Raw genomic sequence first — 22,318 nt, forward strand, 5'->3', positions numbered from 1 at the left:
CAGGATGTACTGATCCTTGACGATTTTGGATTAAAAGGCTTAGATCATATCAATAGGCAAACGTTGATGGAAATTATCGAAGACAGGCACGGAAAACGCTCCACCATTATGGCTTCCCAGCTTCCTATAGAGGCCTGGCATCAAACCATCGGGGAACAGACTATTGCGGACGCTATTTTAGATCGCCTGGTACATACCGCACACCGGATTAATATTAAGGGAGAATCTATGCGGAAAAAACTAAGAAATAAAAGCTAACTTTACACCAAGAATGAATCGATTTTAAACACTTCATTTACACTGCTCACTTTTATCCGTTTTAGGTGGCTCACTTTGTCCGTTCTTTCCATTTATGTAGCACATACCCTTCATGTAATATCCACAAAACAGAAATTAGATGAAGTTCTATTGGTCCTTCAAAAAAGTAATTTACCTTCTTTAAAAGGTAGTTACTATTCGTAAAATTGTTACTGATAATATTCTCTCCAAAACTAAAAGAGTCCCTGGAGTAACTCTTTGGCACCGCGGAGCAGGAGATATTCTCTAAAAGCTCGTTAAAATACTTTTTGTTTTTTACAGGAGCATTTAAATATTTCACCAAATTATCTAACCTATCATCAAAATCCTTCCCAGATTCAAATTCAGCAATTTGCTGTCGGAGGACTAAAGAGAAGTTATCATAATACACATAACTTTTCAATTTTCTATATGCAAGATCTATTTGGTGCCTTTTAAATGCCATACTAATTTCTTAAAATTTCAATCTCTTTTTACCGGTTAATAACTGCTGCATTAAACCTTTTTTTTGCTCCTTTAATTTATGGAGTTGGTTGTTTAACACCTCTAGCTCTTTGTCTGCTGTATTTAGAACATTCGCTATGGCTTTTTGTTCTTTTACGGATATAGACGGAATTTTGACTATGCAGAAATCATTATAGCTTATTTGTTTACCGTCTCTAATTCCAATAACAGCTGTGGACAAACGTTCTATGAATTCGTAGCTTTTAAAATAATACTTATAAAAATCACGGTTTATGTTACTTATTTCCTCAAGTACTGTATATGCTGGGCTTACTAATCCGTCATAATTAGAATACTCTAATCCACCTTGAAAGCTCCTAAGGCTGATTACAAAATTTCCTTTTTTAACGAGTTTAAAAGTGTTTAAGTTCCCAGAAGGCATAGTCACCCTACCATCAAGCATATCTCTTGGAATAACTCCTCTATCCTGAGTTACTGATAACAATTCATGATTTGGTTTGTTCTTGATTGAAATACTTTTAAAGATTTTTCCTGCTACAACTTTCTTCCACTCCTCCGTAAACCCGGGCAACCTTTTTTTACCGGATAACAATTGCTGCATTAAACCTTGCTTTACTTGCTGCTTAGCTTTTAATAAGGCTTCCTGTTTTTCTATAGCTTTATCCCAGGTGCTTAAACAATTGGCTATTGCTTTTTGCTCATTAATAGGAGGTAATGCAAAATAAACTTCTGAAAGATAACTTCCGTTTGTAAGTGCTCTTGTAGTATATGTACTTTTCTTAATAATTTCTTTCCTTACTATTTCAGATCTAAAGCAAAACCCTGCAAAACTTGGAAATATATCTTCATTCAACGGTCTCGCCCTTAGTACAAAACCACTAAACACACCATTTGGTATATCATCCAACAACACACTAGCTAAACCAATTTCATCAACAGTTTCTGATGTCCTTGTGAAAAAAAGATCTGCTTTCTTAGTGCTATATCTCTTCCTCTCACTTTCATTAACATCTACTAATCCATGAATTTTTTTTCTATATATATGATTTAGAGAATATACATCTTTATAATTTATAATAGATGTCCCATGACCAAAATACTCACTTCCCTTATTCAAACCATTTTTAAACTCATAGTAATCTCCAATTGTTACACATTCCCAATCCTCAGGAATCCACCCCAGCTTTGTTTTTTTATAGCCTTCTTTGATATCTTCTATAATCATAGTTTAAACTTCTCTTTTATTAATACTGTCAAAGGCTCAAAATTGGTCATTTCAACCACTCCATTTTCTATAGTGATATATTCGTATTGCTCCTCTAAGCATACCTGCATAGTATCTTTAGATCTCTCATAGCTAAGCACAGTTGCCACATGCTTTATACCGGCTTTAGTTAGCTCAAAAAAATATCGAATATGCTCTGTATTTGTATATGGGTTGAGTTCTTTATACTGTTTTAATGTTTCGTACTGCGGTGCTAGAACATTCCCTATTAAGTTATTATCTTCAATGTAATACCCTTTAAAATTGCAATCAACAAACAGGCTGTCACATATAAAAAGTACCCCCTTTTTTATAATATCATCTTGCTCCTGGAGCCATTTATAAAAATTGAAACTCATTATTTATTCTTCTTTAGCTTAGCTTCCAGTTGTTTTAATTCTTCCAGGTCTTTCAGGTCTGCTGCTTTGGCTTCCGCAATTTTCCTCCTTTTATCAAAAATATTGTATTGGGCTTTTACCTTATTTTCCATTTGTTTAGCGCTTACACTTCCGGGATTGTTCAATACCTTTCTGTCGTTAAAAGCTATTAGCCTGTCCAGGTTATCTTTCCAATAATTCATGGTCAGGTCTTTTCTGTCTTTCACCCGTAACTCCGCACTTTCTAAAAAGATCACTACCAACCTGTTAAGGCTATCCAACTCATCGGCTGTTAAGTAATTTTTAGCAATGGTAATATCCTGCTTTCGCACAACGGCACCTTTCCAACTGGTTAATCCCATATTGGGTTTTTTGGCATCTGCTCGATCCACGATCAATTCTGCCGCTGTTTTACCGGTAACCGCATACAATAATTTATTCTGGGCTTCTGCAAAAAACATTTGGGTAGCTTTGTCAGTAGCATCATAATCGCTACTCAGGCTAAACAAATCCCGTACTTTTTGATAAAACCGCTTTTCCGAAGCACGGATATCCCGGATACGCGCCAGCAGTTCATCAAAATAATCCGGACGGCCATCAGGGTTCTTTAAGCGTTCATCATCCATTACAAACCCTTTGATGATGTATTCTTTCAGGTTGCTATTTGCCCATTTTCTAAACTGAACGCCTCGCTTGCTCCGTACCCTGAACCCTATAGCCAGTATCATATCTAACGCATAGAACGTAACCGAGTAATTTTTGCCATCGGAGGCAGTTGTCAAGTATTCCTTGACAACTGAATTTTCCGTTAATTCATTGTCATTCAATATATTTTGGATATGCAAGCTGATGTTTTGTTTAGAGGTGTCAAATAGTTCTGCAATCTGATTTTGGTTCATCCAAACATTACCATCCTTTGCATATAAAGCCACAGAAGCTTTACCGTCTTCGGTATTGTAAATTATCATATTGGTTTCCTGATCCATAGCGCTACAGATTTAGTTCTTTCAGATATTTTTGCATTTGCGACTGTACTTCTTTCAATTCGTTCTCTAAAGCTTCTATTTCTTCTTGCACAGCACTGATATCTATTTCTTCTTCCTCCTCGAACGTATCTACATATCGGGGGATATTCAGATTAAACTCATTTTCGGCGATTTCTTCTAAGGTGGCCACATAACTGTATTTATCTTCTACCACTCCCGCAGTCAGTTTATTGTTTTTAAACTGTTGATATGCTTTTACAATACGGTTTATATGCCCGGGTTCTAATACATTTTGATTCTTACCACTGGCATACTCCTCACTGGCATCTATAAAAAGAGTTTCAGTACGCTTGTTTTTCCCTTTATTAAAGATAAGAATGGCCGCCGGAATACCCGTACCGTAAAACAAATTGGCAGGCAAGCCTATGACGGCATCCAATAAGTTCTCTTCGATAATTTTCTTCCGGATACGACCTTCGGCGCTTGCTCTAAACAATACACCATGCGGCACTACCACGCCTACAACGCCAGATCCTTCATAAGCACTGGCTATCATGTGTGAAATAAACGCCCAGTCGCCCTTACTTTTAGGAGGTATCCCACGAGTAAAACGTCTGTATTTATCATCTTCGGCTTCTTCCTGTCCCCATTTATCCAGTGAAAAAGGAGGATTGGCTACAACGGTATCGAACTTCATGAGGCTGTCTCCCTCTATATGCTTCGGATTTCTTAAGGTATCTCCCCAACGAATAGAAGCATTATCAAAGCCATGTAGAAACATATTCATTACGGCCAACGCCCATGTACTACCATTGGCCTCTTGCCCGTATAGTGAAAAGTCTTTACTTCCTACCTGCTTGCCTGCTTTGATTAATAAAGAAGCGGAACCACAAGTGGGATCATAAATACGTGCACCTGGTTTAGATTTGGTTAATTTAGCCAGTAAGGTAGACACTTCTGAGGGCGTATAGAATTCCCCTGCCTTTTTACCTGCATCTCCGGCAAAATACTTGATCAAAAACTCATATGCATCTCCAATAATGTCTTTATCCTCTAAATGAGAAGGGGTAAGATCCAGCTTTCTAAAATCCTGCAACAAGTTTTTCAGACGCGTATTTTTCTCCTTTTTCTCTCCTAAATTACTGGTGTTAAAACTAATATTTCTAAAAATACCTGCACCGTCTACACTGGTAAGCTTTTCTCTGTTGGCTTCCTCTAAATCTGCTAGACCTATATCAATCAACTCGCCTATATTAGGCTCGTTTCTACTATCGTACAACCAATTAAAGTGACTGTGAGCCGGCACTACAAAACGTTCCAGCTGCATAGCTCTTTCTGCGCGTTCTACATTTCCGTTATATTTTTCTAAGTATTCATTGTATTTTTCGGTGTACACATCCGAAACATACTTTAAAAAAAGCATGACCAGAATATAGTCCTTATACTGACTGGGATCTATTACTCCCCTAAATGTATCACAGGCGCTCCAAACCACACCATTTATATCTTGTACCGAAACCTCTTTACTCATATTATGTTTATTAATCCTTTTAATTTTACTTCTAAAGCTTTAGTTTTTAATTCATCTAACTTTTTAAGAATATTGGATTCTTCTTTCTTTAATTTATATAATGCCACAATATTTTGCTGGACAGACAAAGGAGGAATTGTGATTTCCAATTCTCCTAAAATAGATTTATTAATGGCAGGCAAGGCCGACCCTCTGGAAGTACTGATTAACAGTTCCTGAGTGCTTCCCAGATTAATATACCAGGCTAAATAAGCCGGATGGACATCGGCATGCTTTATTCTAAGCACCAAAAAAACCGCAGAAGCAACTGCGGGTGTTTTACCTCCATCAAACACAAAAGCTTTAAAACCATTATGTCCACGGGCCATCACCAAAACATCTCCCTTATTGAGATAATGCTTTTGAAGTCTGTCTCTATGCAAAATAGAAGGTTTTACATTAGCCAATAACGTCCCACTATTATCAAAATCGCTTGATTGCAACAGGTATGCCTCTCCTTCCGGATGTTTTGTCTGGTTAATGCCACTATTAATATTCACACATTCTAATAACTTCATTTATTTTCTTGTTATTGATGTACAAATATTGCAAAAAGAAAATTACTTATCCAAATATTTTATTGTAATTAATGTACAAAAAAAACAATTAGTCAAAAAAAGTAATTCCCAATATGTAGTTAGTTGTCTTTTTTTAGGGCCTTTTATTCCATGTTCTTTTAATCATCTTAACGAACAACCACTTATTTCACAAATCTCCAACTGGTCCTCACTTGAGCCCAGCAGAAACGAGGGCCCATTGTATCATGTGTTTACCTCGATATCCCAATAATTATCGGGATCAGCACAGGTGCAACGCACGAAAAAGGTTATGCTAAGATAGTACTGTTTGCCTCCTCTTCGCATAACCTTAATAGCAATTTGCAATCCAAGAAAAATACAGGCCATATCACCCGGTATAACAGGCTTCAGAACAATGAAGACATCCGTTTACCTGGTTGTAATAGTTACGGGCTTCTCTTACTGCGCTATGGCAGTCGTTATGGTAGCCCAGGTAAATCCTGTTTTCTGTGAAAGGTAGCCAATTACATCCCTCTTTATGCACTTCATGGTCTCCATTGGCCTGGGCGTTTTTGTTTACATAATACTTTGGCATGGTTTTGTTTTTTTAAAGTTCAGGAACAAACATAAGGGCTTGCGGCCATACTGTGTTACGGGAACCCTTATTGTTGTTTTTATGTTTTGGGGAGGGGTTGTGCTTTGTTTATTACCGTACAAATGCTAAATATTTTACACGCTAAGGTTTTAAGAGACTATACATGTCCGGTATAGGAGTTCCGGAAACTCCTGACCAAGCGGATGCAAAATGAAATTTTATTAAATTACAGGCATTTATCCGCTCTTCGAGGTGTTGCAAACTCTGCGAACGTCTCCGATCTCGGCAAGTGCTATATACTAAAAACGATGTAACCATATCATGAAGAAACCGCTGGAAAAGACATTAATAATACTCTCCATACTATTCGGGGTTTATACTATTCTCGGGCAAACCGATATGCTGAAAATGTACAATATTCCAACAACGGCGAATGAACCGGGAATTAAACTAAACTCGAAAATCCTGGTCTCCAATTTGGTGGATTATGAAAATGGTGATTTTGTATGTTATGGGTACAAAAATGAAATGCTGGAAAAACACATAAGAATTCATCGTCTTCTGGGCAAAGCTAATGATATCATAGAAATCAAGGACGGAATTCTGTACTTGAATGAACAAGACTTTGATGAAAATATGGAGTTACAACACTTCTACTCCATAGATTTTGAGAAATTTCAGGAACTTTTAAGCAAAGGAGTGATCACAAAGGATGTTCAGGGTTTTCGAAAAGACGGCAAAATGATGGTGATTTTATTAGACAAAATCGCCGAACAAAACGGATTATCAAATCTGATTAAAGTAGAACCGAAAAATCAAGCGGATAACACAATAAAAGAAATTTACACTCAAAATTGGAATATGGATAACTTCGGACCTTTAAAAGTCCCACAAGGGAAATGTTTCGTAATCGGGGATAATAGACACAATTCAGAGGATTCAAGGTACATTGGACTTATCAATGAATCGGATATTGTTGGGACAGTAGTCAAAAAATTGTAATCTCCGCTCTACGAAGTGTTTCAGGTGCTGCAAATGGCTCTGACTTCGCCGCATAACTCCAAAGAATATAAATATCGAAAATCCGGCAAAAACATAGGTTATAAAGGCATCCCATCAACAATCACCCTGTATGGCATGCTTCAGAGCAATGAAGACATCCGTTTATCCGGTCGTAATAAAGAACATACCGGCTCCGGTTTTGGCGGAGGCCAAAGAGAAAGTGGGGGTAAATTTTCATTTTGGTGCAGTTTTGGTGTATATTTGCATTAAACATACATAATTTAGCGTCATGGCAAGGCAAACAATAACAATCAACGAACCCAACGACCTTTGGATGAAAGACCAGCTTAAAAAAAATGAATACTCAAGCAAAAGCGAGTTGATCAATGATTTGATCCGTAAACAAAGGGAATGGGAAGAAGAACGCTTATGGCTGAGAAATGAACTGATCAGGGGCGAGGAAAGCGGCATTTCGAACAAAACTATGGCCGAAATACTGCAAACCGCCAAAGAGCGTGCTAAAAAAGGTTAAATGAAGTATCTTTTAACCCGCCAGGCAGAAGAAGACCTCATCCAAATATACCTTTATGGTTTAGGCCATTTCGGGACCTCACAGGCTGAAAAATACCATAACTCTTTTGAAGAAGAGTTTAAGAGGATAGCCAAAAACCCGGAAATGTTCCCCCAGGCTTTCCACATCCGGAAGGGATATCAATATTGTGTGCATGTATCGCACACCATTTTTTTTACCGTAGAAGATCATGTTAGGATCGTTAGGATTATTGGAAAGCAAAAATTTCCCTGACCTCCAAAGTAGTCCACATTTGAACCCCGCGGAAACAAGAGCCTATTATATAAATATAACCTTATAGCGACTGCCATTGTGGTGGATGCCGACCCCTTAGATTTAAAAAAAACAGTTTTGTAGGGATGCCTTATCGGGATTATTCCGGAGCATGTTGACCCCTTTGGGATTGGGTAAGCTATACGTGTTGTATTATTAGGATGAATTACTTTGCTTAAACAAACTTTTTTAAAAATATCATGCCATGAGTAAATCACGTTTTGATAATTCCCAGGTTAAACAAGTATCTGATTTTCTCCAGGGATACATGAGAAAAAAACGTATCAACAACCTTAGTGCCGACGAATGTGCATTATTGCTAAATGAGAATAACATTTTGTCTAACCGGATCGGTCCCAAACCCGGGTTTAATTTCCGACAAATGCTCCGGGATGGCCGGGATGGTTTGATAGATATGGTAGAAGGGGCTACACAGGAAAGACCAAATACAAAGTGGATTATCGAACTATTGGAAAATTGACAGGTAGTTAAAAAATGTTTAAGGCTAAAACAATCTCATTAAAAATGACTGATTCTTAGGGAAAATTACATTTACACATAACAATCGGTATGCGTTTCCCCCCGCTGATGCGCGATTGTATCGCGTTCTCTCTCCCCCCTCTTGCTAGTTCCACAACCGTACCACAAAATTGAGTAGCTTTAACCTATGAGCAGAAACTACAAGTTCCACAATCCCGAAGGCCTGTATTTTGTGAGCTTTGCTGTAGTGGAGTGGCTGGACGTTTTTACAGGAATGCGTATAAGAACCTACTGTTGGAAAGTTTGACATTTTGCCAAAAGCAAAAAGGTATGGAAATAATAGCCTGGTGCATCATGACCAACCACGTGCATTTGGTCTTCAGGAGCGTAAAGGGTCAACATCCTGCCTTGCTGTTGGGCGACTTTAAACGGTTTACAAGCAAAGCCGTGGTAAAGGCCATACAGAATAACCCACGGGAAAGCAGAAAAGAGTTTTTGTTGGAACAGTTTAAAAAAGCGGCAGAAAAATCGTCCAATGTAGACAGTCATCAGTTTTGGAGACATGACAACAAGCCCATTGCATTGTGGAGCAACAAGGTTATACAGGAAAAGGTAAGCTATATCCATAACAATCCGGTGGAAGCGGGCTTGGTTTCCAAGCCACAGGATTATCTTTACAGCAGTGCGACGGACTATGCAGGAGGAAAAGGGCTGTTGGATCATATTATTGTTTTTCAGTATTTTGGTTAAAGAAAAAAACATAGATAGTTTAGGCCACACGATACAATCGTGCGGTAGCGGAGATCTTTTTCTCTAAATCTGATTGTGCTTCGTTGCTCATAATTACTATCTGAATAAAATTAATAATTTAAATCTATTCAGACAGAGTTCAGTTTACACCCTCGAAAACCGAATGCATTTGAATATAAATCCGTATCCGAGCTTTTTGACTTCCCAACACCAAAATATGACATGATACGATTGACATTGAAAGTTACCAGTGTTGTTAAAGCGAGTGGGAAGCCAAGGAATAAGTCTGTGGAGGTGGTGAAAGTGGAGCCGATTAAATAACATGAAATTATGATGAAAGATTCATATTTGAAAAAAATTCTCTTCGGGTTAAAATACCTGACTATTTACTATATATCTGCCTCCATGATCTGTTTTGCAATACCAAAATTCTTATTTATGCAATTCAGGGTTTTACACTACGCTTCCTACGCTCCACTGGTTGAAGTTTCGAAGACGCAACACATGTGGTCCTTCTTTGGTAGATCGTATCATTATAACCTATTTATCGGTATAACGGAATTTTTAATAGGTGTATTAATTGTTTTTAGACGAACAAGACTCATTGCTTTATTAATGGCCCTTGGTGTTTATTCCAATATCCTTATTTTAAACATTGAATTTGATATCGATTTTGCAATAGGGCATACTTTTGTGGACTTCGTGCTCATAGTAGTCTTATTATCCGAATATTATGGGGACTTATACAAATTTTTTATACAGTCGGGAGGAAAATTTAACCATGTCATGAATACCGGACAAAACATGTTCAAACAATACTTCCCTGTCTTTTTTGTAGTCGTACTTTCCGTATCTTATTTCATATTCGCCTTTAACCTGAGAGCTACTGTTAATGAAGATGTCGTAGGGGCATACAAGATAGAGCGTTTAAGCATAAATAATACCCCGGTAATATTAAATAATGGAAATCTCGGAAGTGACCCCATGATGTTCCTGGAATATAATAATCAAATTGTATTATCGGTAAACGACACTGTTTATTATGGTCACTATGTATTGGTAAAAGATAGTATTAAAATCCGTATGAACCACCCAACAAACTTTAACCTCCAGTCAATGGATGGATTGATAAAAAATAAGAATAAGATTAGCGGAGAAATGGATGAAAAAAAATTATTTCAGTTGGACTACACAAGAATAGACGGTAAAAAAGATTACTTGAATGATCTTTATTAACCGGGTTTTTCTGGCCTGTCGTTCTTTTTAAGCATAATGGAAAGTATCCATCATAATATATCTGTGGTATTTAGCACAAGAGCAATTGAAGTGACAGGAGAATAATGGTTCGTGTTAATGTTTTAGCAATGAAGAGAGATTTTGTATATTTATATGTTAGACTCCACACTCAAAAACAATAACATCGAAATTATGCGAATTGAGAAAAATCAACAACAGGGTCGTTGCCAAGTATGTAAAAAGGTCAGAAGGCACAGTATCTAAATGGCGAAATAATAAAAGGCAACCCTCTGTACATGAGCTAAACAAAATTGCAGAGCTTTTAAGAGAGGATATTAGAAATCTTTTGTATAAGAGTGATTGGTCAAAGAGTAAGGCTCCTACTTATTTGGAGTTTAAACAGCAAGTTAAAGAAGATAATGGGTGATTATTCAGAATGGGAAGAACAGCAAAAGATAAATGTTTACTATGTAAAGTAAATGAATCTGATAAAAAGAATTCTCATTGGATTCCAGCTGCAATGTTGAAATCAATGGTGGGAAAAAGGGACAATGAAGAATCTTATCAATTTTCAAATTATCAAAAGAGAAAGCTAGACATTTATTATGGTAGAGATAATTTAAAAAATACTGATACAATTAGAAAACAAAATCATTACTCTTTAAATTTTATTTTCTGCTTTGACTGTGAGGATAAATTAGGAAAAATAGAGGGCAAAGTTATTCCTATAATTCAAGACGAGATTAGACTTGATAATAAAAAGCCTAACTATGAAGAATTAAGTAATGATGAAATTACATTTAAAAAATGTTTGAGATTAGACAACCACCTTTTTAGGTTATTTTTTTATTCTGTCATTTGGAGATTTGCTTTAATTTATAGAATTGAAGATGATATCAAATTAATTTCCGAAGAAAAAGAAGAAGAACTAAGAAAAATTCTAAATGAATTTCTAAATAAGGATTTGAACAAAATATCATCTGATATTCCAGATTTAGCATTTCAAGTTTTTACTGCAGACAGTTTTGAAGATAAAACGGAAGGAACTGTTTATTCTGAAGATATTTATAGTGATCCAATGATTTGCTTTGCAAATGAATTTATAATCTTCTATTATGAAAATGGTTACGCCGTTAAACACAATTATAGTCTTCCAATCAATACCCTTGTCGAATCAGAAATGGCTTTAAATGATATAAATGACCATCCTAAGATTGGTTTTATTGATAATTTTCATTTCCAAGCTATAAATGAGAAAATGATAAGTGATGCTGTTACAGCTATTTTAAATTCATTGGTAAAAAAGGTTTGTGATTGCACGGGATTATCCCTAATCAATAGTCGATACAACTTAGCTAAAATAGGGATGGATATACATCAAAAGACAGGCGAAAACCTAATAACCGCATTTGAAGAGGCCGCTGATTTAATCTGTAAGGGTGAGCCAAAATAACACCGGTCACTATTACAAATAATGAATAAAACAGCAATTAATTAAAACTTAATCTTGAATAATTTGGATAATGTATATTCAACAATTTTTCTATAGTTTTGAAGTTCACCGGAACTAATCTGAGTCGTTGCTCTTTTATGAACCAAATCACATCTTTTATAATAATAAGCATCTATAATTTGCCATGCTGATTTTTTTATCGAAGAATTAGATTTCACTTCTGTTTGTAAATCTATTCTATTAAAATTAGCTATTCGATTTTCGGAATATCTATTATTAGTTTCATTCAATAAATATTCTTTAAAACCAATCTCTAAAGTACTATCCAAGAGTATGAGACAAATTCGATTACTTTGATCTAATTTAAGTTTGCTCACTTCTTCTACGGCTATGATGCCTTCATATAATCCTATTGTCCAAGGCTTTTTCTTCGCTAGTTCTTTATTTTTCTTTTTTAATAAATCAATATATTTTGGTTCTCTTGGTTTTCTGGTTACCGTTGGGACATGTATCCTCACAGATCTTGAAATATCCGGGAGTTCTTCATTGATTATACTACCCGAATTATACTTAAATACTTTTTCCGGCCAACCTCCCCTGGCCGACCAATTTTTAGACATCGAAGTATATACAAATAATAATTTCTCAATATGTAGATCTATCTCTTTATATGCAGGATGTTTAAAATCAATTACTGATTTACTACTATTCCAGGGCATTAATTCAACTGGCCCTGTTATTTTAACAATAACTCTTGCCAACGACATACTTGGGTGTGGTTTTCCTACCCTTGGAGGTTTAAAACCAACTTCCATTCCTTTATAAGCCCGAGTAATTAAACGATCATTACAATAAAAATAGACCCCATACTCATCATTATTTGTCTCTTCAGTTCTGTGAGATTTTGATAAACCACCTATTATATTCACCTTAATTTCTCCTTTATCTTTGAATGTAATAGGAGCCGTATAAGCTCTTGGTTCATACCCGGGTGGGTAAGACCAATTTTCAAATGTTATCGGTTTTATTTCTTTTTCATTTACAATAATCTTCAATCCTCCTGCTTCTATAAATAAAGCGTAAGTAGCACTCAGGTGTTTTATCAGATCATCATGCTTATTTTCCTCGATTTTTTCACGTAAAATGCTTAATTCGATTTGCGTTGTATTTTCTTCTATATGGTCGACTTCGTATGGAGTTAAATGCCAGTTATCCTCATCTTCAATCCAGTCGTTATCTATCTCTATTAAAAGTGTTTTTTTATTGGAATATCTTGAACGTATTTTTATCTGCTTAGAAAGAGCCACCACTGCTCTTTTTGATCCTACACCAAAAACACCAATAATTTCGGAAGATGAAGAAGCTCTTGATTGACCAGGACTGACAATTAATGAAATGTCTTCTTCTTTAATCCCCCCACTATTATCTTTAACTTTGACAGTTTGTTGGTCATAATCTAAATCAAGATTGATTTCCAATTCTTGATCCATTCCATTAAATTTCCAGTTGTCTATGGCATTATCTATTAGTTCACATAAAGCCAAATGCAAATGATAATCAGCAATTATAGAGAGATAGATTCTTTTAGAAGGAACAGCTGAAATTTCGGATAATTGATTTTTCAATATTAATTTTGTGTTGATTACAAACTAATTTAAAAAAAATATTTTAAATATTCTAATCAAACGATATCCTCTTCATACTTAATACATTTATCTACAAGACTTTTTGAATCAAATACATTAAAAAAGTCGGTATTTGATATATATTTAAGAATTCTTTTTCTTTCAAAAATCAGTCGGTTATTTATTTCATCATTTCTAAAGAAAAAAGGTCTATTGTAACTTACTAAGTTAAAAGGAATAAACATAGTATGTATAGGGTTTAAACGATGGAATTTAAAATAATTGTTATATCTACTTGTTTCTCCCAATTTCCCCGGCCATTCTTTACCGCAGGCACATTGTCCTAGAATGGACAAAAAATTAGGAACATTATCTCCAAATGGTATCCAGCCAATTAAATCCAATCCTTTTTCTTGCATCCCTCGAATAGATATTTCCTGAAATGCATCTTGGTTTAATTCAATTTTCAGATCATTCGCCAAATTTTGGATTTTTTGCACCGCTGTTCCAGTATATTCTGAATTCTTTCCAAATGATTTTACGATGGCATGAGGTGGCAAAAAATTGGTCAAGACATGCGTACATAGCGCTTCAAATTCTTTGGTTAATTCAGGTTGAAAATCTGAAAAGATATTCAGGGAAGATGACAATAATAGATAGATATAAATTTTATTCCGATCGGTAATATTTTCTTCCTCTTTAAGAATAATTTTATCTACCCCGTCAATTTTAAAGGGATAATCTTCTAAAAACAACTGTTTTCTTTCTATTAAAAGTCTATAGATGCTATCAATAAATATTTCATCATTATCATGAGCTTCAGACTGTTCTGAATCAGAACTACGTTGTTTTATAATCCCCTCATCTTTAAATCGATCTAGTATATCTGCAGCAGAAACATAGTTTTGATTAGAAAACAAACTCACTAATTCAACATAATCCGCATATAGATATATGAGAGTTTTTGTGGGGGCTGTTCCCAATTCGAGAGAAAAATCAGAGAAGAAACTCAAAATTTTGGTATTAAAGCTCATCTTCATCCTCTTTATCTTGAATTGAACGACCTATTTTAACAGCCAATGAACGTATTTCCTTTATTTGATCTACAATATCATTATATTTTACATTAACCTTCACTACCAATCTGTCTGCATTTTCTAAATTAGCTAAAGCTGTGTTGAGATATGTAAAAAATTGAGCCTCTGATTCTCCAGTTAAATCAAGTGCATTATCTAAGGAATATCCTTTTTCAATAAAAGCCTTCTTAGCTGCTTCATGCCCCAATACTTTATTTAAAGAAGTAAGATTTCCACTATCCCCTATTAGTCTTGTCCTTCCTTCAGAATTTTTTTCAAATAACCAACGAGTCCAGTTTTCTAAGTGCTCATCATTTAAAGTAATTTCTTTTATATCATCAATTTCTTTCATATCAACACCCAAATAAGTTGATATATTTGCTTTATTTAGACTATCGGCTATATAGTTAAAGTAAAAACTCGTATCATCAAGACCTGGTATTTTATAAAAAGCCTCATCTTCAATTTTATAATATACCTGATAGCCAATCAGTATCCGTTTTACGTAGTCCTTTCTGCTACCAATACTTTTTGCAAGTTGTCTTGAAGCCTCGTCTAAAGTTTCCTCAGAATATTCATTCTTCCATAGTTCGTATAAATAGCGAGCTTTTTCTAGGAGTTTCCACTCTTTAATTCCAGTAATATGTCGGTATCCTAAATAATTGTGAATAGCTTCAGCTGAACCAAAAATTAAACATGGAATATCCTTCGGAAAGAATTCGGCTTCTTCAATCACCTGTCTAACTTTAGATTTCTGAACTGATACCAGGTCAGGATTGTTTAGAAGTTTTACTGCGGAAAGCCTTCTGTTCCCCTCAATAACTTTATAAATACCTTTTTTGTCTTCGACAACCAGTAATTGTTCTCCCGGAAAAAAATCGTTTTTCCCTATAGCCAACATTAATTCTATTAATGATGCATCTAAAAGCATGTATTCCAAGATGTCTTCTTCTCTTCCCCCCTGTAAGGACTTCGGCAAACGAGGATTGTTCTCGTCTAAAAAAAGTTTGTCTAAGGGAATTATATCAAACTCTGGTTTTTTATGGCTCATGGCACAATATTTATTTTTGAAGCAATGTATTTATAAATGAAATTTTAAAGTCAAAACTGAATATATCCACTAACTAAAATACTCGATTTTTTCAGTGATCAAATTGGTTACAAAATCAAATCCAGCCTCATGAGAGTTATTCTGAAATTCTTCATAAAGTAGTTGCAAACCATCATCTATATGGAGTTTAATGTATTTAGCAATATCCTTATCTGTTTTATAGATATTGTAATTGACACATAGAAGACCAATATAGATATCATAGTATTCTCCAAATAAAACGGATTTGGCATATTCCTTTCCTCCCGAATCGGCAATATCATTTAAATCCAATTTTCGATTTAAGGAAAGAGAATAAGAATAAGCCATTCTTGCAATAACATTTTCTGTCCCCAAATTTAATTTTTGGGTAAGTAAAGTTACTATTTCTTTATTTTCTTTACTAGTCTTGACTTGTGTAAACATAATCATCTTCTTTTTTTATGGATTTAAACAAGTCATCAACATTCAATGTATTAAACCCAGAAACTCCTCTTGCATTTTCTATAGTGTAGACATTATTCACATAAGGCTTTAAATAATCATATTCTATTTCAGATAATTCTTTTTCTAATAAAGGAAGAAGTACCACCTGTTCCGAAATAGTAGGGTAAAATTCTTTGATGATGTTTTGAGAATGAAATTTATCAAATTTTTGCAGCGGACTATCTATAAATACCGGAAATTTAATTCCAGACTCATCTACAAGAGCTTTTAAAAGTGCTGTAGCGTATAATTGTTGTTCTCCTTTTGATAACGAATCTTTATTTATGATCTGGTCGTTTTTATCCAATAAATCTATGTCTATGACCCCTTCATATACATTCACTTTTACACCATATATAAAATCATTTTTATGCATGATTTTTTTTAACCCTAGAAGGATCGATTTTTGAAGAGAATATTTTTTGTCTTCTTTAATCTTCTGAATAATAGCATTTATCTTCTTAAGAAGATTCTCGGTAACTTCGCTTTTTACTTTATCTGCAGCTATTAAATTAAAATTCTTCTCGTACTCAGATAATACCTTATGATTATTGGTTAACTGCATTTTTAGATTAGAAGATTCTTCTAGCAATTTTCCTTTTTCCTGTGATAACTGAATAATTTGATGGTCAACCTCCATTTTATCTTTTCGAAGCTTTGTAGCAAGAGGGTTATCTTTTCTTGCTTCAGCTTGTTTGATTTTGGATGATACTTTTGAAAGCGCTATTCTATTATTTTTATCTTCCCTAACTATACTCTGAAATTGGGTATTAAAACCATTTCTGATATTATCTAACACTGCTTTAAATTCTCTATACTGTTTAGGAGTGTAATCTAATAGAATATCTTGTTTTATTTTTCCTATCTCCTGTTGTTCTTGTATAGATTGCTGAATAGCGTCAAGAATTTTATTTATTTTCGGTTGAGCAATTTCTAAATCATTGATTTTTTTTGTGATCGATTGTTTTAAAATTTTGAAGGTCTCCTCACCTATTTTTAATTCGGGAGCGGAATCCTGTTCAAGTTCTAGTTGTTTAGTTAATTGTTGTAATTTTTCACCAGCCATTACAATGGGGGCTAAATCCATCATTTTTTTCAACCTCTCTTTTATTTCTTCTGATCTGGTTTTTAGATGTTTCTGTTGAAACTTTAATTCTTCTAACTCTTCTAAAGTAATTTTATTCCCTTCGCGAATCAATTTTTCCTGTAAACTGTCACTTTGTTTTCTTGAAGTAATTATCTGTTCATTAAGAGTTGCTATTTTTTCCTCATTTAATTCTAAAAAAGAATTTAATTGGTTTTCCGTTTCAATTAATTTTTTCAGCTTCTCTTGTTGCTCTGGTCGGGCACTATTCCGTCTTAACTTAATTAGTAGGGTTTCAAGATTCTTTTTTAGGTCTTCATATTTTTTTATTCCTAAAACTTCAGAATAAGCACGACTTAAATTTTTTAATTCAGACTTTGATTTTGCCTCTGCTAAGGTTACAATTTTTTCAGCATCGAAGAAAAAGAACTTGGCAATTTCGCGAGGTAAAATAAAATCATTAATAAAAATTTCATACCCTACTTCTTTAGTCAGTTCATTTTCCAATCCATCAATAAGAATAGTCAAATTTTCTTGCCGAAGATGGAAATTGAATGATCTTCTTATAACCACTGATTTACAGGGTATGGAGGGAATGGCCAAATCATCGATTTCAATTTCAACAAATAATTCAGCATTCTTTACCTTTTTATCGTCATATTGAGATTTCAAATCGCGATTAAGAAGGGTTGTCAGAAATTTTTCGTATCCCCCAACATTTTTAATATCTCGTTTGTACTTCTCTTCTACTTCCACCATCATCTTACCATAAAAAACCCAAATAAGAGACGTTAAAAAAGTTGTTTTTCCAAAACCATTTTTACCGGCAATGATGCTAATATTTTTTTTAGATTTAGAGTTGAAATGTATTTCATTCTCACCTCCATAAATTCTAAAGTTCTGGAACTTTATTCTATTAATTTTCATAAATCAGATTAATTGTCTTCAGCAAATGCCTCTATTCTTCTTTCAATATCATTATGAAGTCCATACTTGGTAATCATAAGGGTTTTAGTCTCCTGCAAATCAATTAGATTACCAATTAGGTTATAATATTTCATATCCCCTTCACAAACCTCCTTAATTATCCTTTTTTCTGTGTTATCAAGAATTTTAATATTGTTAGTACTGATTTCTTTCCCGTATATTTCGTTATATAACTGTCCAACCGTATGGTCAAAATACAAGTCTCGATTCCATATTACCTGAATAGCAATTAATTCTTGGTTGTTAATTAATGTAATATAAGGTCTTTCCTGTTGAATCTCTTTTTGAATCTCTAAAAGATCTTTTAGAATATCGTAGCGATATTGAATGGTGTACGTTCCTCTATTTTCTCCATCATCATTTATTGCCTCTTGGCCGTTACGTCTTGTATTCATTCTATTTTCAGAGAGGTTTCGCCCTGCTACTAGACGTTTTCTAAATTCAAGTAAGGGGAGCATCCAATTTCTCCCATTCTCAATAAGAGAAGTCATTGATTTATCATCTTTCACTACGGTACACGTCCAGCAACCAAAACGACTTTGCCCACAAGAAGTATGTTCTTTATTGGTCACTACAGTGGGACATTCATAATCATCGGAACTAGCATCCGCATAAATTTGAAATAAAATATTATTATCAAAACCCCAAGGGGATGGCACAGCATTAATAATATACCACACTTCTTCTAATAATAATTCTTTAATAGGTGCGTATGTATAGGCATTAGGTGTATTAGGATGTTTGGAAAGTCTTTTGCCTGCTACCTCATGACGTTTTATTGAACGCTCTCTGGAAGCACTCTCTTCATATCTGGTTCCAAGAAGTATTATTGCCTCTCCCATTTCGTCTACTTGTTCTTCTAAAAAACTGGACGTAGGTCTTATTTTTAATCTGTCTGTACACCAACGAAAAGTATTATTTGGAACAGGGTATCCTTTTCCAATAACATTGATCCAAAAAGTTTCTTCTAATTTAGGAATAGTTTTTTGTACAAATACGGGAAGATCTTGATCCCTTGCTTCTTCACTAATTTTAGCAAGAACCTCTTCAACATACGTTGCAATAACTGGATTTTCCACCATGGTATCATTGCAAACTACATATATCTTTCTTTTCAGTTGAAACGGAAAGGGCATTTCTTTACGAATACGCTGTAATGCGATCCAAACGAGCGTTAATAATACTGTGGAATCCTTTCCTCCACTAAAACCAATTATCCAAGGTCTATCGGTCTGATCTGCGTACGCATATTGATCTATAATTTCTGAAATAATCCCTTCTATTCGCTTATTTCTAATACGTTCCATTGCATGAAGATTTACTACTAAATGTACACAAGAAAAATACAAGCATTTATCTCATGAAAAAAATTTATGCAAAAGTAATCAACACGAAGCGACATACCTACTTGTCATGAATAAAAGGGAGGTATATTAGAAATAGAAACGAATATACTTAACTGGTGACACTCTCTAGACCCAGCTGGTCCTCGTTTGAGCTTGGCGGAAATGAGAGGCCTCTTGTATCATGTGTTTACTTCGATATCCCGATATATATCGGGATCAGCACAGGTGTAATGCACGAAAAGGTTATGCTAAGGTAGTACTGTTTGCCTCCTCTTCGCATAACCTTAATAACAATTTGCAATCCGAGAAAAATGCAGGCTATATCACCCGGTATGACATGCTTCTGAGCAATAATAGCATCCGTTTACCCGAGTGTAATGTTTCTCTGCCTCTTTTACAGCACTTTTACAATCGCTATGGTAGCCTAGATAAATTCTGTTTTCTTCGAAAGGTAACCAATTACAACCCTCTTTGTGTACTTCATGGTCCCCATTGGACTGGGCATTTTTGTTTACATAATACTTTGGCATGGTTTTGTTTTTTAAAGTTCAGGAACAAACATAAGGACATGCGGTCACACTTTGATACGGGAACCCTCATTGTTGTTGTTTTTATGTTTTTGGGACAGGCTGTGCTTTGTTTATTACCGTACAAATGCTAAGCATATTTTACACGCTAAGGTTTTAAGAGACTATACATGTCCGGTTTAGGGGTTCCGGAAACTCCGGACAGAGTGCATGTAAAATGAAATTTTATTAAATTACAGGCATTTATCCGTATGAGATAGGAAGTAATTAACCCACCGTAAGAATACATCATGGAACCCTGGCTTTGGCTTTTTTTGCTGATTATCGTATGTCTGTACATTTACCAATTGTTCAGTCCTCAAATTAAAGGAATGATCGGGGAGAAAACCATAGCCACAGTATTGACGAGGCTGGACAGCTCCCGATACAAGGTTATAAATAATGTGGTGTTAAACGTGCGGGGGAGGATATCACAGATTGATCATGTCGTTATTTCAGACTTCGGGATATTTGTTATTGAAACCAAGAATTATAAAGGCTGGATTATGGGCGGGGAATACGCAGAGTATTGGACCCAGGTTATATATAAACGAAAAGAAAAGCTATATAACCCGGTACGCCAGAATTACGGCCATGTTTTGGCTTTAAAACATTTGCTTAGGGAATTTCCGTATATCAAATATTTACCCATAGTCGTTTTTTCAACAAAGGCCGAGCTCAAAGTAAATACAAGGTCTGAAGTCATTTATTCTGTAGACCTCTTAAAGGTCATTAGAAAACATACCGAAGTGGTACTTTCCAAAACAGAAAAAGAAGCCATACATACCATTATAACATCTGCAAATATCAAATCCGGTTATAAACACAGTAAACATATAAAATCTATTAATCAAAGCATTAAAGAGCGGAAGCGCTTAACCAAAAAAAAGTTGTGGAGGGGACTTGATGGTACGTAAAGGCAAATTTTGTCTATTCTATATTAATGTTAATTCATAAATGTTTCAGCCTTGGTAACTCTAATTTCTGAATTCACTTTTTCAACTAAGTCTCTTACAAATCCGAAATCGATATTGCTCATCGAAAGTCCTGTTATTACTTCTACAATTTCTACATCAACGAAGTTTCTGTCGCGTATAAATACTCTAACTTCTTCTTCGTAATTCCACACTTCAAGTTTATGACTTAATATTTCAATGGCTGTCTGGTCGTTAAAGTCTTGATTTCTAATAGAAGCAAGTCCATTGTATTGTATTGGTTTTACCATACAATTAGTATCAGTGATTTTAAGTCCTATAGCAACACCTCGGTGTCCATTTGTGTAATGAGACCACATTAATTGATTGTCATTAACTCTTGATAAGGAACATAGTCTTAATCCACCCTTTTCTTCTAACAATTTATTTCTAATGTCCCGATTTAATTCTCCTGTTCTGTAATAGTATTGACCTTCCATTGGGTCATTTAAGTCCTTGTATTTTGCAGCATATAATCTGTTTCGTAGAATTATGTCTACGAAGTTCTTGAAATTATCTAGGCTTCTATATTTAAATAAAATTTCATTCATTATTGAATTTGTTTTCTTTTTTATTCCAAATCAATTCGAGAACCATTTTATCCTTTGGACTTAAATAAATCCCTTAATTTTTTTAAGGTCTTTTGAGCTTATTTCTCCATTAATAAGTTCACAATCTCCTATTCTAAACTTAGCATCAATTTTTAAGTCCTTGATTTTAACGTGAAAATGCGGTGGGTTATGGTCATTAGAATAAATAATTACTTGCAAATCATTAATTGTTACTATTCTCTCCTTAGTGAGACTGTATTAACTTTTTTCAAATGAAGCTCTAATAACTTGTCGTCTAGCCCTAAATAGTATTTAAGTAAGTCTGTTAATATCCTTTCTGTAATTGCAAAAAACGGATATAGTATACCACTAAAAACGGGTGAAAGTGAGCATAGCACAGCGGGTGAAAGTGAACCACCTAAAACGGATGAAAGTGAACCACTAAAAATCGATTCTATTTGAAGTGTGCGCAATAGTCTTTTTTTGTTAAAAAGATTATGGCCAACAAACAAATAGAAATGCGAAAAGTAAAAAAGATATTCAAGTTATACAGTGCCGGGGTCAGTAAGCGCCGGATCAGTTCCCAGTTGGGGATCTCCCGTAATACCGTAAGCAAGTACATCGCTTTTTTTCAACGTTACCAGCTGACCTCTTATGAAGTAGAGGCCATGACCCAGGAGGAGCTTCATACCCTTT

General features: G+C 34.7%; 26 protein-coding genes. 11 read left to right on the plus strand and 15 right to left on the minus strand.

Annotated features, from left to right (window positions below; translation table 11 throughout):
• The coding region (locus tag BT112_RS20585; protein WP_175545831.1) for an ATP-binding protein at positions 1–258 on the plus strand (258 nt) is incomplete at its 5' end.
• 70 nt (positions 259–328) lie between these two features.
• On the opposite strand, the gene BT112_RS20590 is transcribed toward BT112_RS20585, so the two are convergent.
• The 7 genes from BT112_RS20590 to BT112_RS20620 form a co-directional block, all read right to left on the minus strand.
• Complete coding sequence (locus BT112_RS20590; protein ID WP_072319346.1) at positions 329–742, minus strand: hypothetical protein; 414 nt, start codon at positions 740–742, stop codon at positions 329–331.
• A gap of 9 nt (positions 743–751) precedes the next feature.
• Entirely contained in the window at positions 752–1,987 is a 1,236-nt protein-coding gene (locus BT112_RS20595; RefSeq protein WP_072319347.1) for a restriction endonuclease subunit S, read from the minus strand.
• The gene (locus BT112_RS20600; RefSeq protein ID WP_072319348.1) at positions 1,984–2,385 is read right to left on the minus strand and encodes a hypothetical protein; all 402 of its coding nucleotides are present in this window, start codon (positions 2,383–2,385) and stop codon (positions 1,984–1,986) included. The genes BT112_RS20595 and BT112_RS20600 overlap by 4 nt, the downstream gene beginning before the upstream one ends.
• The gene (locus BT112_RS20605) at positions 2,385–3,389 is read right to left on the minus strand and encodes a virulence RhuM family protein (RefSeq protein ID WP_072319349.1); all 1,005 of its coding nucleotides are present in this window, start codon (positions 3,387–3,389) and stop codon (positions 2,385–2,387) included. The genes BT112_RS20600 and BT112_RS20605 overlap by 1 nt, the downstream gene beginning before the upstream one ends.
• A gap of 4 nt (positions 3,390–3,393) precedes the next feature.
• Entirely contained in the window at positions 3,394–4,920 is a 1,527-nt protein-coding gene (locus BT112_RS20610; protein ID WP_072319350.1) for a type I restriction-modification system subunit M, read from the minus strand.
• Complete coding sequence (locus BT112_RS20615; protein ID WP_072319351.1) at positions 4,917–5,477, minus strand: restriction endonuclease subunit S; 561 nt, start codon at positions 5,475–5,477, stop codon at positions 4,917–4,919. The genes BT112_RS20610 and BT112_RS20615 overlap by 4 nt, the downstream gene beginning before the upstream one ends.
• A 388-nt stretch (positions 5,478–5,865) precedes the next feature.
• Complete coding sequence (locus BT112_RS20620; protein ID WP_072319352.1) at positions 5,866–6,072, minus strand: hypothetical protein; 207 nt, start codon at positions 6,070–6,072, stop codon at positions 5,866–5,868.
• 321 nt (positions 6,073–6,393) lie between these two features.
• Between BT112_RS20620 and lepB the strand changes: the two genes are divergently transcribed.
• The 8 genes from lepB to BT112_RS20665 all read left to right on the plus strand — a co-directional run bounded on the left by lepB (position 6,394) and on the right by BT112_RS20665 (position 11,837).
• Positions 6,394–7,074 carry a signal peptidase I gene (gene lepB / locus BT112_RS20625; RefSeq protein WP_072319353.1) on the plus strand — a complete coding sequence of 227 codons (681 nt, stop codon included), beginning with the start codon at positions 6,394–6,396 and terminating at the stop codon, positions 7,072–7,074.
• 289 nt (positions 7,075–7,363) lie between these two features.
• Positions 7,364–7,606 carry a ribbon-helix-helix domain-containing protein gene (locus tag BT112_RS20635; protein ID WP_072319355.1) on the plus strand — a complete coding sequence of 81 codons (243 nt, stop codon included), beginning with the start codon at positions 7,364–7,366 and terminating at the stop codon, positions 7,604–7,606.
• Complete coding sequence (locus BT112_RS20640; RefSeq protein ID WP_072319356.1) at positions 7,607–7,879, plus strand: type II toxin-antitoxin system RelE/ParE family toxin; 273 nt, start codon at positions 7,607–7,609, stop codon at positions 7,877–7,879.
• A gap of 244 nt (positions 7,880–8,123) precedes the next feature.
• Complete coding sequence (locus tag BT112_RS20645; RefSeq protein ID WP_072319357.1) at positions 8,124–8,399, plus strand: hypothetical protein; 276 nt, start codon at positions 8,124–8,126, stop codon at positions 8,397–8,399.
• A gap of 329 nt (positions 8,400–8,728) precedes the next feature.
• Positions 8,729–9,148, plus strand: coding sequence for a transposase (locus BT112_RS20650; RefSeq protein ID WP_394333373.1), 420 nt, complete (start codon positions 8,729–8,731; stop codon positions 9,146–9,148).
• A gap of 330 nt (positions 9,149–9,478) precedes the next feature.
• Positions 9,479–10,384, plus strand: coding sequence for a hypothetical protein (locus BT112_RS20655; RefSeq protein ID WP_245777082.1), 906 nt, complete (start codon positions 9,479–9,481; stop codon positions 10,382–10,384).
• Between the two features lie 178 nt (positions 10,385–10,562).
• Positions 10,563–10,811 (plus strand): helix-turn-helix domain-containing protein, encoded by a 249-nt coding sequence (locus BT112_RS20660; protein WP_072319358.1) that lies wholly within the window; start codon positions 10,563–10,565, stop codon positions 10,809–10,811.
• A gap of 9 nt (positions 10,812–10,820) precedes the next feature.
• Entirely contained in the window at positions 10,821–11,837 is a 1,017-nt protein-coding gene (locus tag BT112_RS20665; RefSeq protein ID WP_072319359.1) for a hypothetical protein, read from the plus strand.
• A gap of 41 nt (positions 11,838–11,878) precedes the next feature.
• Here BT112_RS20665 and BT112_RS20670 read toward each other — a convergent pair whose 3' ends face one another.
• The 6 genes from BT112_RS20670 to dndC all read right to left on the minus strand — a co-directional run bounded on the left by BT112_RS20670 (position 11,879) and on the right by dndC (position 19,492).
• Positions 11,879–13,462, minus strand: coding sequence for an ATP-binding protein (locus BT112_RS20670; RefSeq protein WP_072319360.1), 1,584 nt, complete (start codon positions 13,460–13,462; stop codon positions 11,879–11,881).
• 56 nt (positions 13,463–13,518) lie between these two features.
• Positions 13,519–14,496: a hypothetical protein gene (locus BT112_RS20675; protein WP_139276330.1), complete on the minus strand. Its 978-nt coding sequence runs from the start codon at positions 14,494–14,496 to the stop codon at positions 13,519–13,521.
• Positions 14,486–15,589, minus strand: coding sequence for a hypothetical protein (locus BT112_RS20680; RefSeq protein ID WP_072319362.1), 1,104 nt, complete (start codon positions 15,587–15,589; stop codon positions 14,486–14,488). The genes BT112_RS20675 and BT112_RS20680 overlap by 11 nt, the downstream gene beginning before the upstream one ends.
• A 69-nt stretch (positions 15,590–15,658) precedes the next feature.
• Entirely contained in the window at positions 15,659–16,054 is a 396-nt protein-coding gene (locus BT112_RS20685) for a DndE family protein (RefSeq protein ID WP_072319363.1), read from the minus strand.
• The gene (gene dndD / locus BT112_RS20690; protein ID WP_072319364.1) at positions 16,032–18,125 is read right to left on the minus strand and encodes a DNA sulfur modification protein DndD; all 2,094 of its coding nucleotides are present in this window, start codon (positions 18,123–18,125) and stop codon (positions 16,032–16,034) included. Before dndD ends, BT112_RS20685 begins: the two co-directional genes overlap by 23 nt.
• 8 nt (positions 18,126–18,133) lie before the next feature.
• On the minus strand, positions 18,134–19,492 hold the full coding sequence (gene dndC / locus BT112_RS20695; protein WP_175545844.1) for a DNA phosphorothioation system sulfurtransferase DndC: 1,359 nt from the start codon (positions 19,490–19,492) through the stop codon (positions 18,134–18,136).
• A gap of 937 nt (positions 19,493–20,429) precedes the next feature.
• Between dndC and BT112_RS20705 the strand changes: the two genes are divergently transcribed.
• Positions 20,430–21,014 carry a nuclease-related domain-containing protein gene (locus tag BT112_RS20705; RefSeq protein WP_217652462.1) on the plus strand — a complete coding sequence of 195 codons (585 nt, stop codon included), beginning with the start codon at positions 20,430–20,432 and terminating at the stop codon, positions 21,012–21,014.
• 29 nt (positions 21,015–21,043) lie between these two features.
• Here the strand turns inward: BT112_RS20705 and BT112_RS20710 are convergent, their stop codons facing one another.
• Positions 21,044–21,622 carry a DUF2971 domain-containing protein gene (locus BT112_RS20710; protein ID WP_072319367.1) on the minus strand — a complete coding sequence of 193 codons (579 nt, stop codon included), beginning with the start codon at positions 21,620–21,622 and terminating at the stop codon, positions 21,044–21,046.
• A 60-nt stretch (positions 21,623–21,682) separates the two neighbouring features.
• A complete protein-coding gene (locus tag BT112_RS22255) occupies positions 21,683–21,841 on the minus strand; it encodes a DUF4160 domain-containing protein (RefSeq protein ID WP_175545845.1) in 159 nt (52 codons plus the stop codon).
• A 299-nt stretch (positions 21,842–22,140) separates the two neighbouring features.
• Between BT112_RS22255 and BT112_RS20720 the strand changes: the two genes are divergently transcribed.
• Positions 22,141–22,318 (plus strand): helix-turn-helix domain-containing protein (locus tag BT112_RS20720; protein WP_175545846.1); only part of this gene is annotated, 178 nt, incomplete at its 3' end.

The sequence above is a fragment of the Sinomicrobium oceani genome (assembly GCF_900119185.1).
Taxonomy (GTDB): Bacteria; Bacteroidota; Bacteroidia; order Flavobacteriales; family Flavobacteriaceae; genus Sinomicrobium; species Sinomicrobium oceani.

Bases quoted from the DNA above. Each gene is read 5' to 3' on its own strand.
- BT112_RS20590 (WP_072319346.1), bottom strand. From the start codon at position 742: ATGGCATTTAAAAGGCACCAAATAGATCTTGCATATAGAAAATTGAAA.
- BT112_RS20595 (WP_072319347.1), bottom strand. From the start codon at position 1,987: ATGATTATAGAAGATATCAAAGAAGGCTATAAAAAAACAAAGCTGGGG.
- BT112_RS20600 (WP_072319348.1), bottom strand. From the start codon at position 2,385: ATGAGTTTCAATTTTTATAAATGGCTCCAGGAGCAAGATGATATTATA.
- BT112_RS20605 (WP_072319349.1), bottom strand. From the start codon at position 3,389: ATGGATCAGGAAACCAATATGATAATTTACAATACCGAAGACGGTAAA.
- BT112_RS20610 (WP_072319350.1), bottom strand. From the start codon at position 4,920: ATGAGTAAAGAGGTTTCGGTACAAGATATAAATGGTGTGGTTTGGAGC.
- BT112_RS20615 (WP_072319351.1), bottom strand. From the start codon at position 5,477: ATGAAGTTATTAGAATGTGTGAATATTAATAGTGGCATTAACCAGACA.
- BT112_RS20620 (WP_072319352.1), bottom strand. From the start codon at position 6,072: ATGCCAAAGTATTATGTAAACAAAAACGCCCAGGCCAATGGAGACCAT.
- lepB (WP_072319353.1), top strand. From the start codon at position 6,394: ATGAAGAAACCGCTGGAAAAGACATTAATAATACTCTCCATACTATTC.
- BT112_RS20635 (WP_072319355.1), top strand. From the start codon at position 7,364: ATGGCAAGGCAAACAATAACAATCAACGAACCCAACGACCTTTGGATG.
- BT112_RS20640 (WP_072319356.1), top strand. From the start codon at position 7,607: ATGAAGTATCTTTTAACCCGCCAGGCAGAAGAAGACCTCATCCAAATA.
- BT112_RS20645 (WP_072319357.1), top strand. From the start codon at position 8,124: ATGAGTAAATCACGTTTTGATAATTCCCAGGTTAAACAAGTATCTGAT.
- BT112_RS20650 (WP_394333373.1), top strand. From the start codon at position 8,729: ATGGAAATAATAGCCTGGTGCATCATGACCAACCACGTGCATTTGGTC.
- BT112_RS20655 (WP_245777082.1), top strand. From the start codon at position 9,479: ATGATGAAAGATTCATATTTGAAAAAAATTCTCTTCGGGTTAAAATAC.
- BT112_RS20665 (WP_072319359.1), top strand. From the start codon at position 10,821: ATGGGAAGAACAGCAAAAGATAAATGTTTACTATGTAAAGTAAATGAA.
- BT112_RS20675 (WP_139276330.1), bottom strand. From the start codon at position 14,496: ATGAGCTTTAATACCAAAATTTTGAGTTTCTTCTCTGATTTTTCTCTC.
- BT112_RS20680 (WP_072319362.1), bottom strand. From the start codon at position 15,589: ATGAGCCATAAAAAACCAGAGTTTGATATAATTCCCTTAGACAAACTT.
- BT112_RS20685 (WP_072319363.1), bottom strand. From the start codon at position 16,054: ATGTTTACACAAGTCAAGACTAGTAAAGAAAATAAAGAAATAGTAACT.
- dndD (WP_072319364.1), bottom strand. From the start codon at position 18,125: ATGAAAATTAATAGAATAAAGTTCCAGAACTTTAGAATTTATGGAGGT.
- dndC (WP_175545844.1), bottom strand. From the start codon at position 19,492: ATGGAACGTATTAGAAATAAGCGAATAGAAGGGATTATTTCAGAAATT.
- BT112_RS20705 (WP_217652462.1), top strand. From the start codon at position 20,430: ATGATCGGGGAGAAAACCATAGCCACAGTATTGACGAGGCTGGACAGC.
- BT112_RS20710 (WP_072319367.1), bottom strand. From the start codon at position 21,622: ATGAATGAAATTTTATTTAAATATAGAAGCCTAGATAATTTCAAGAAC.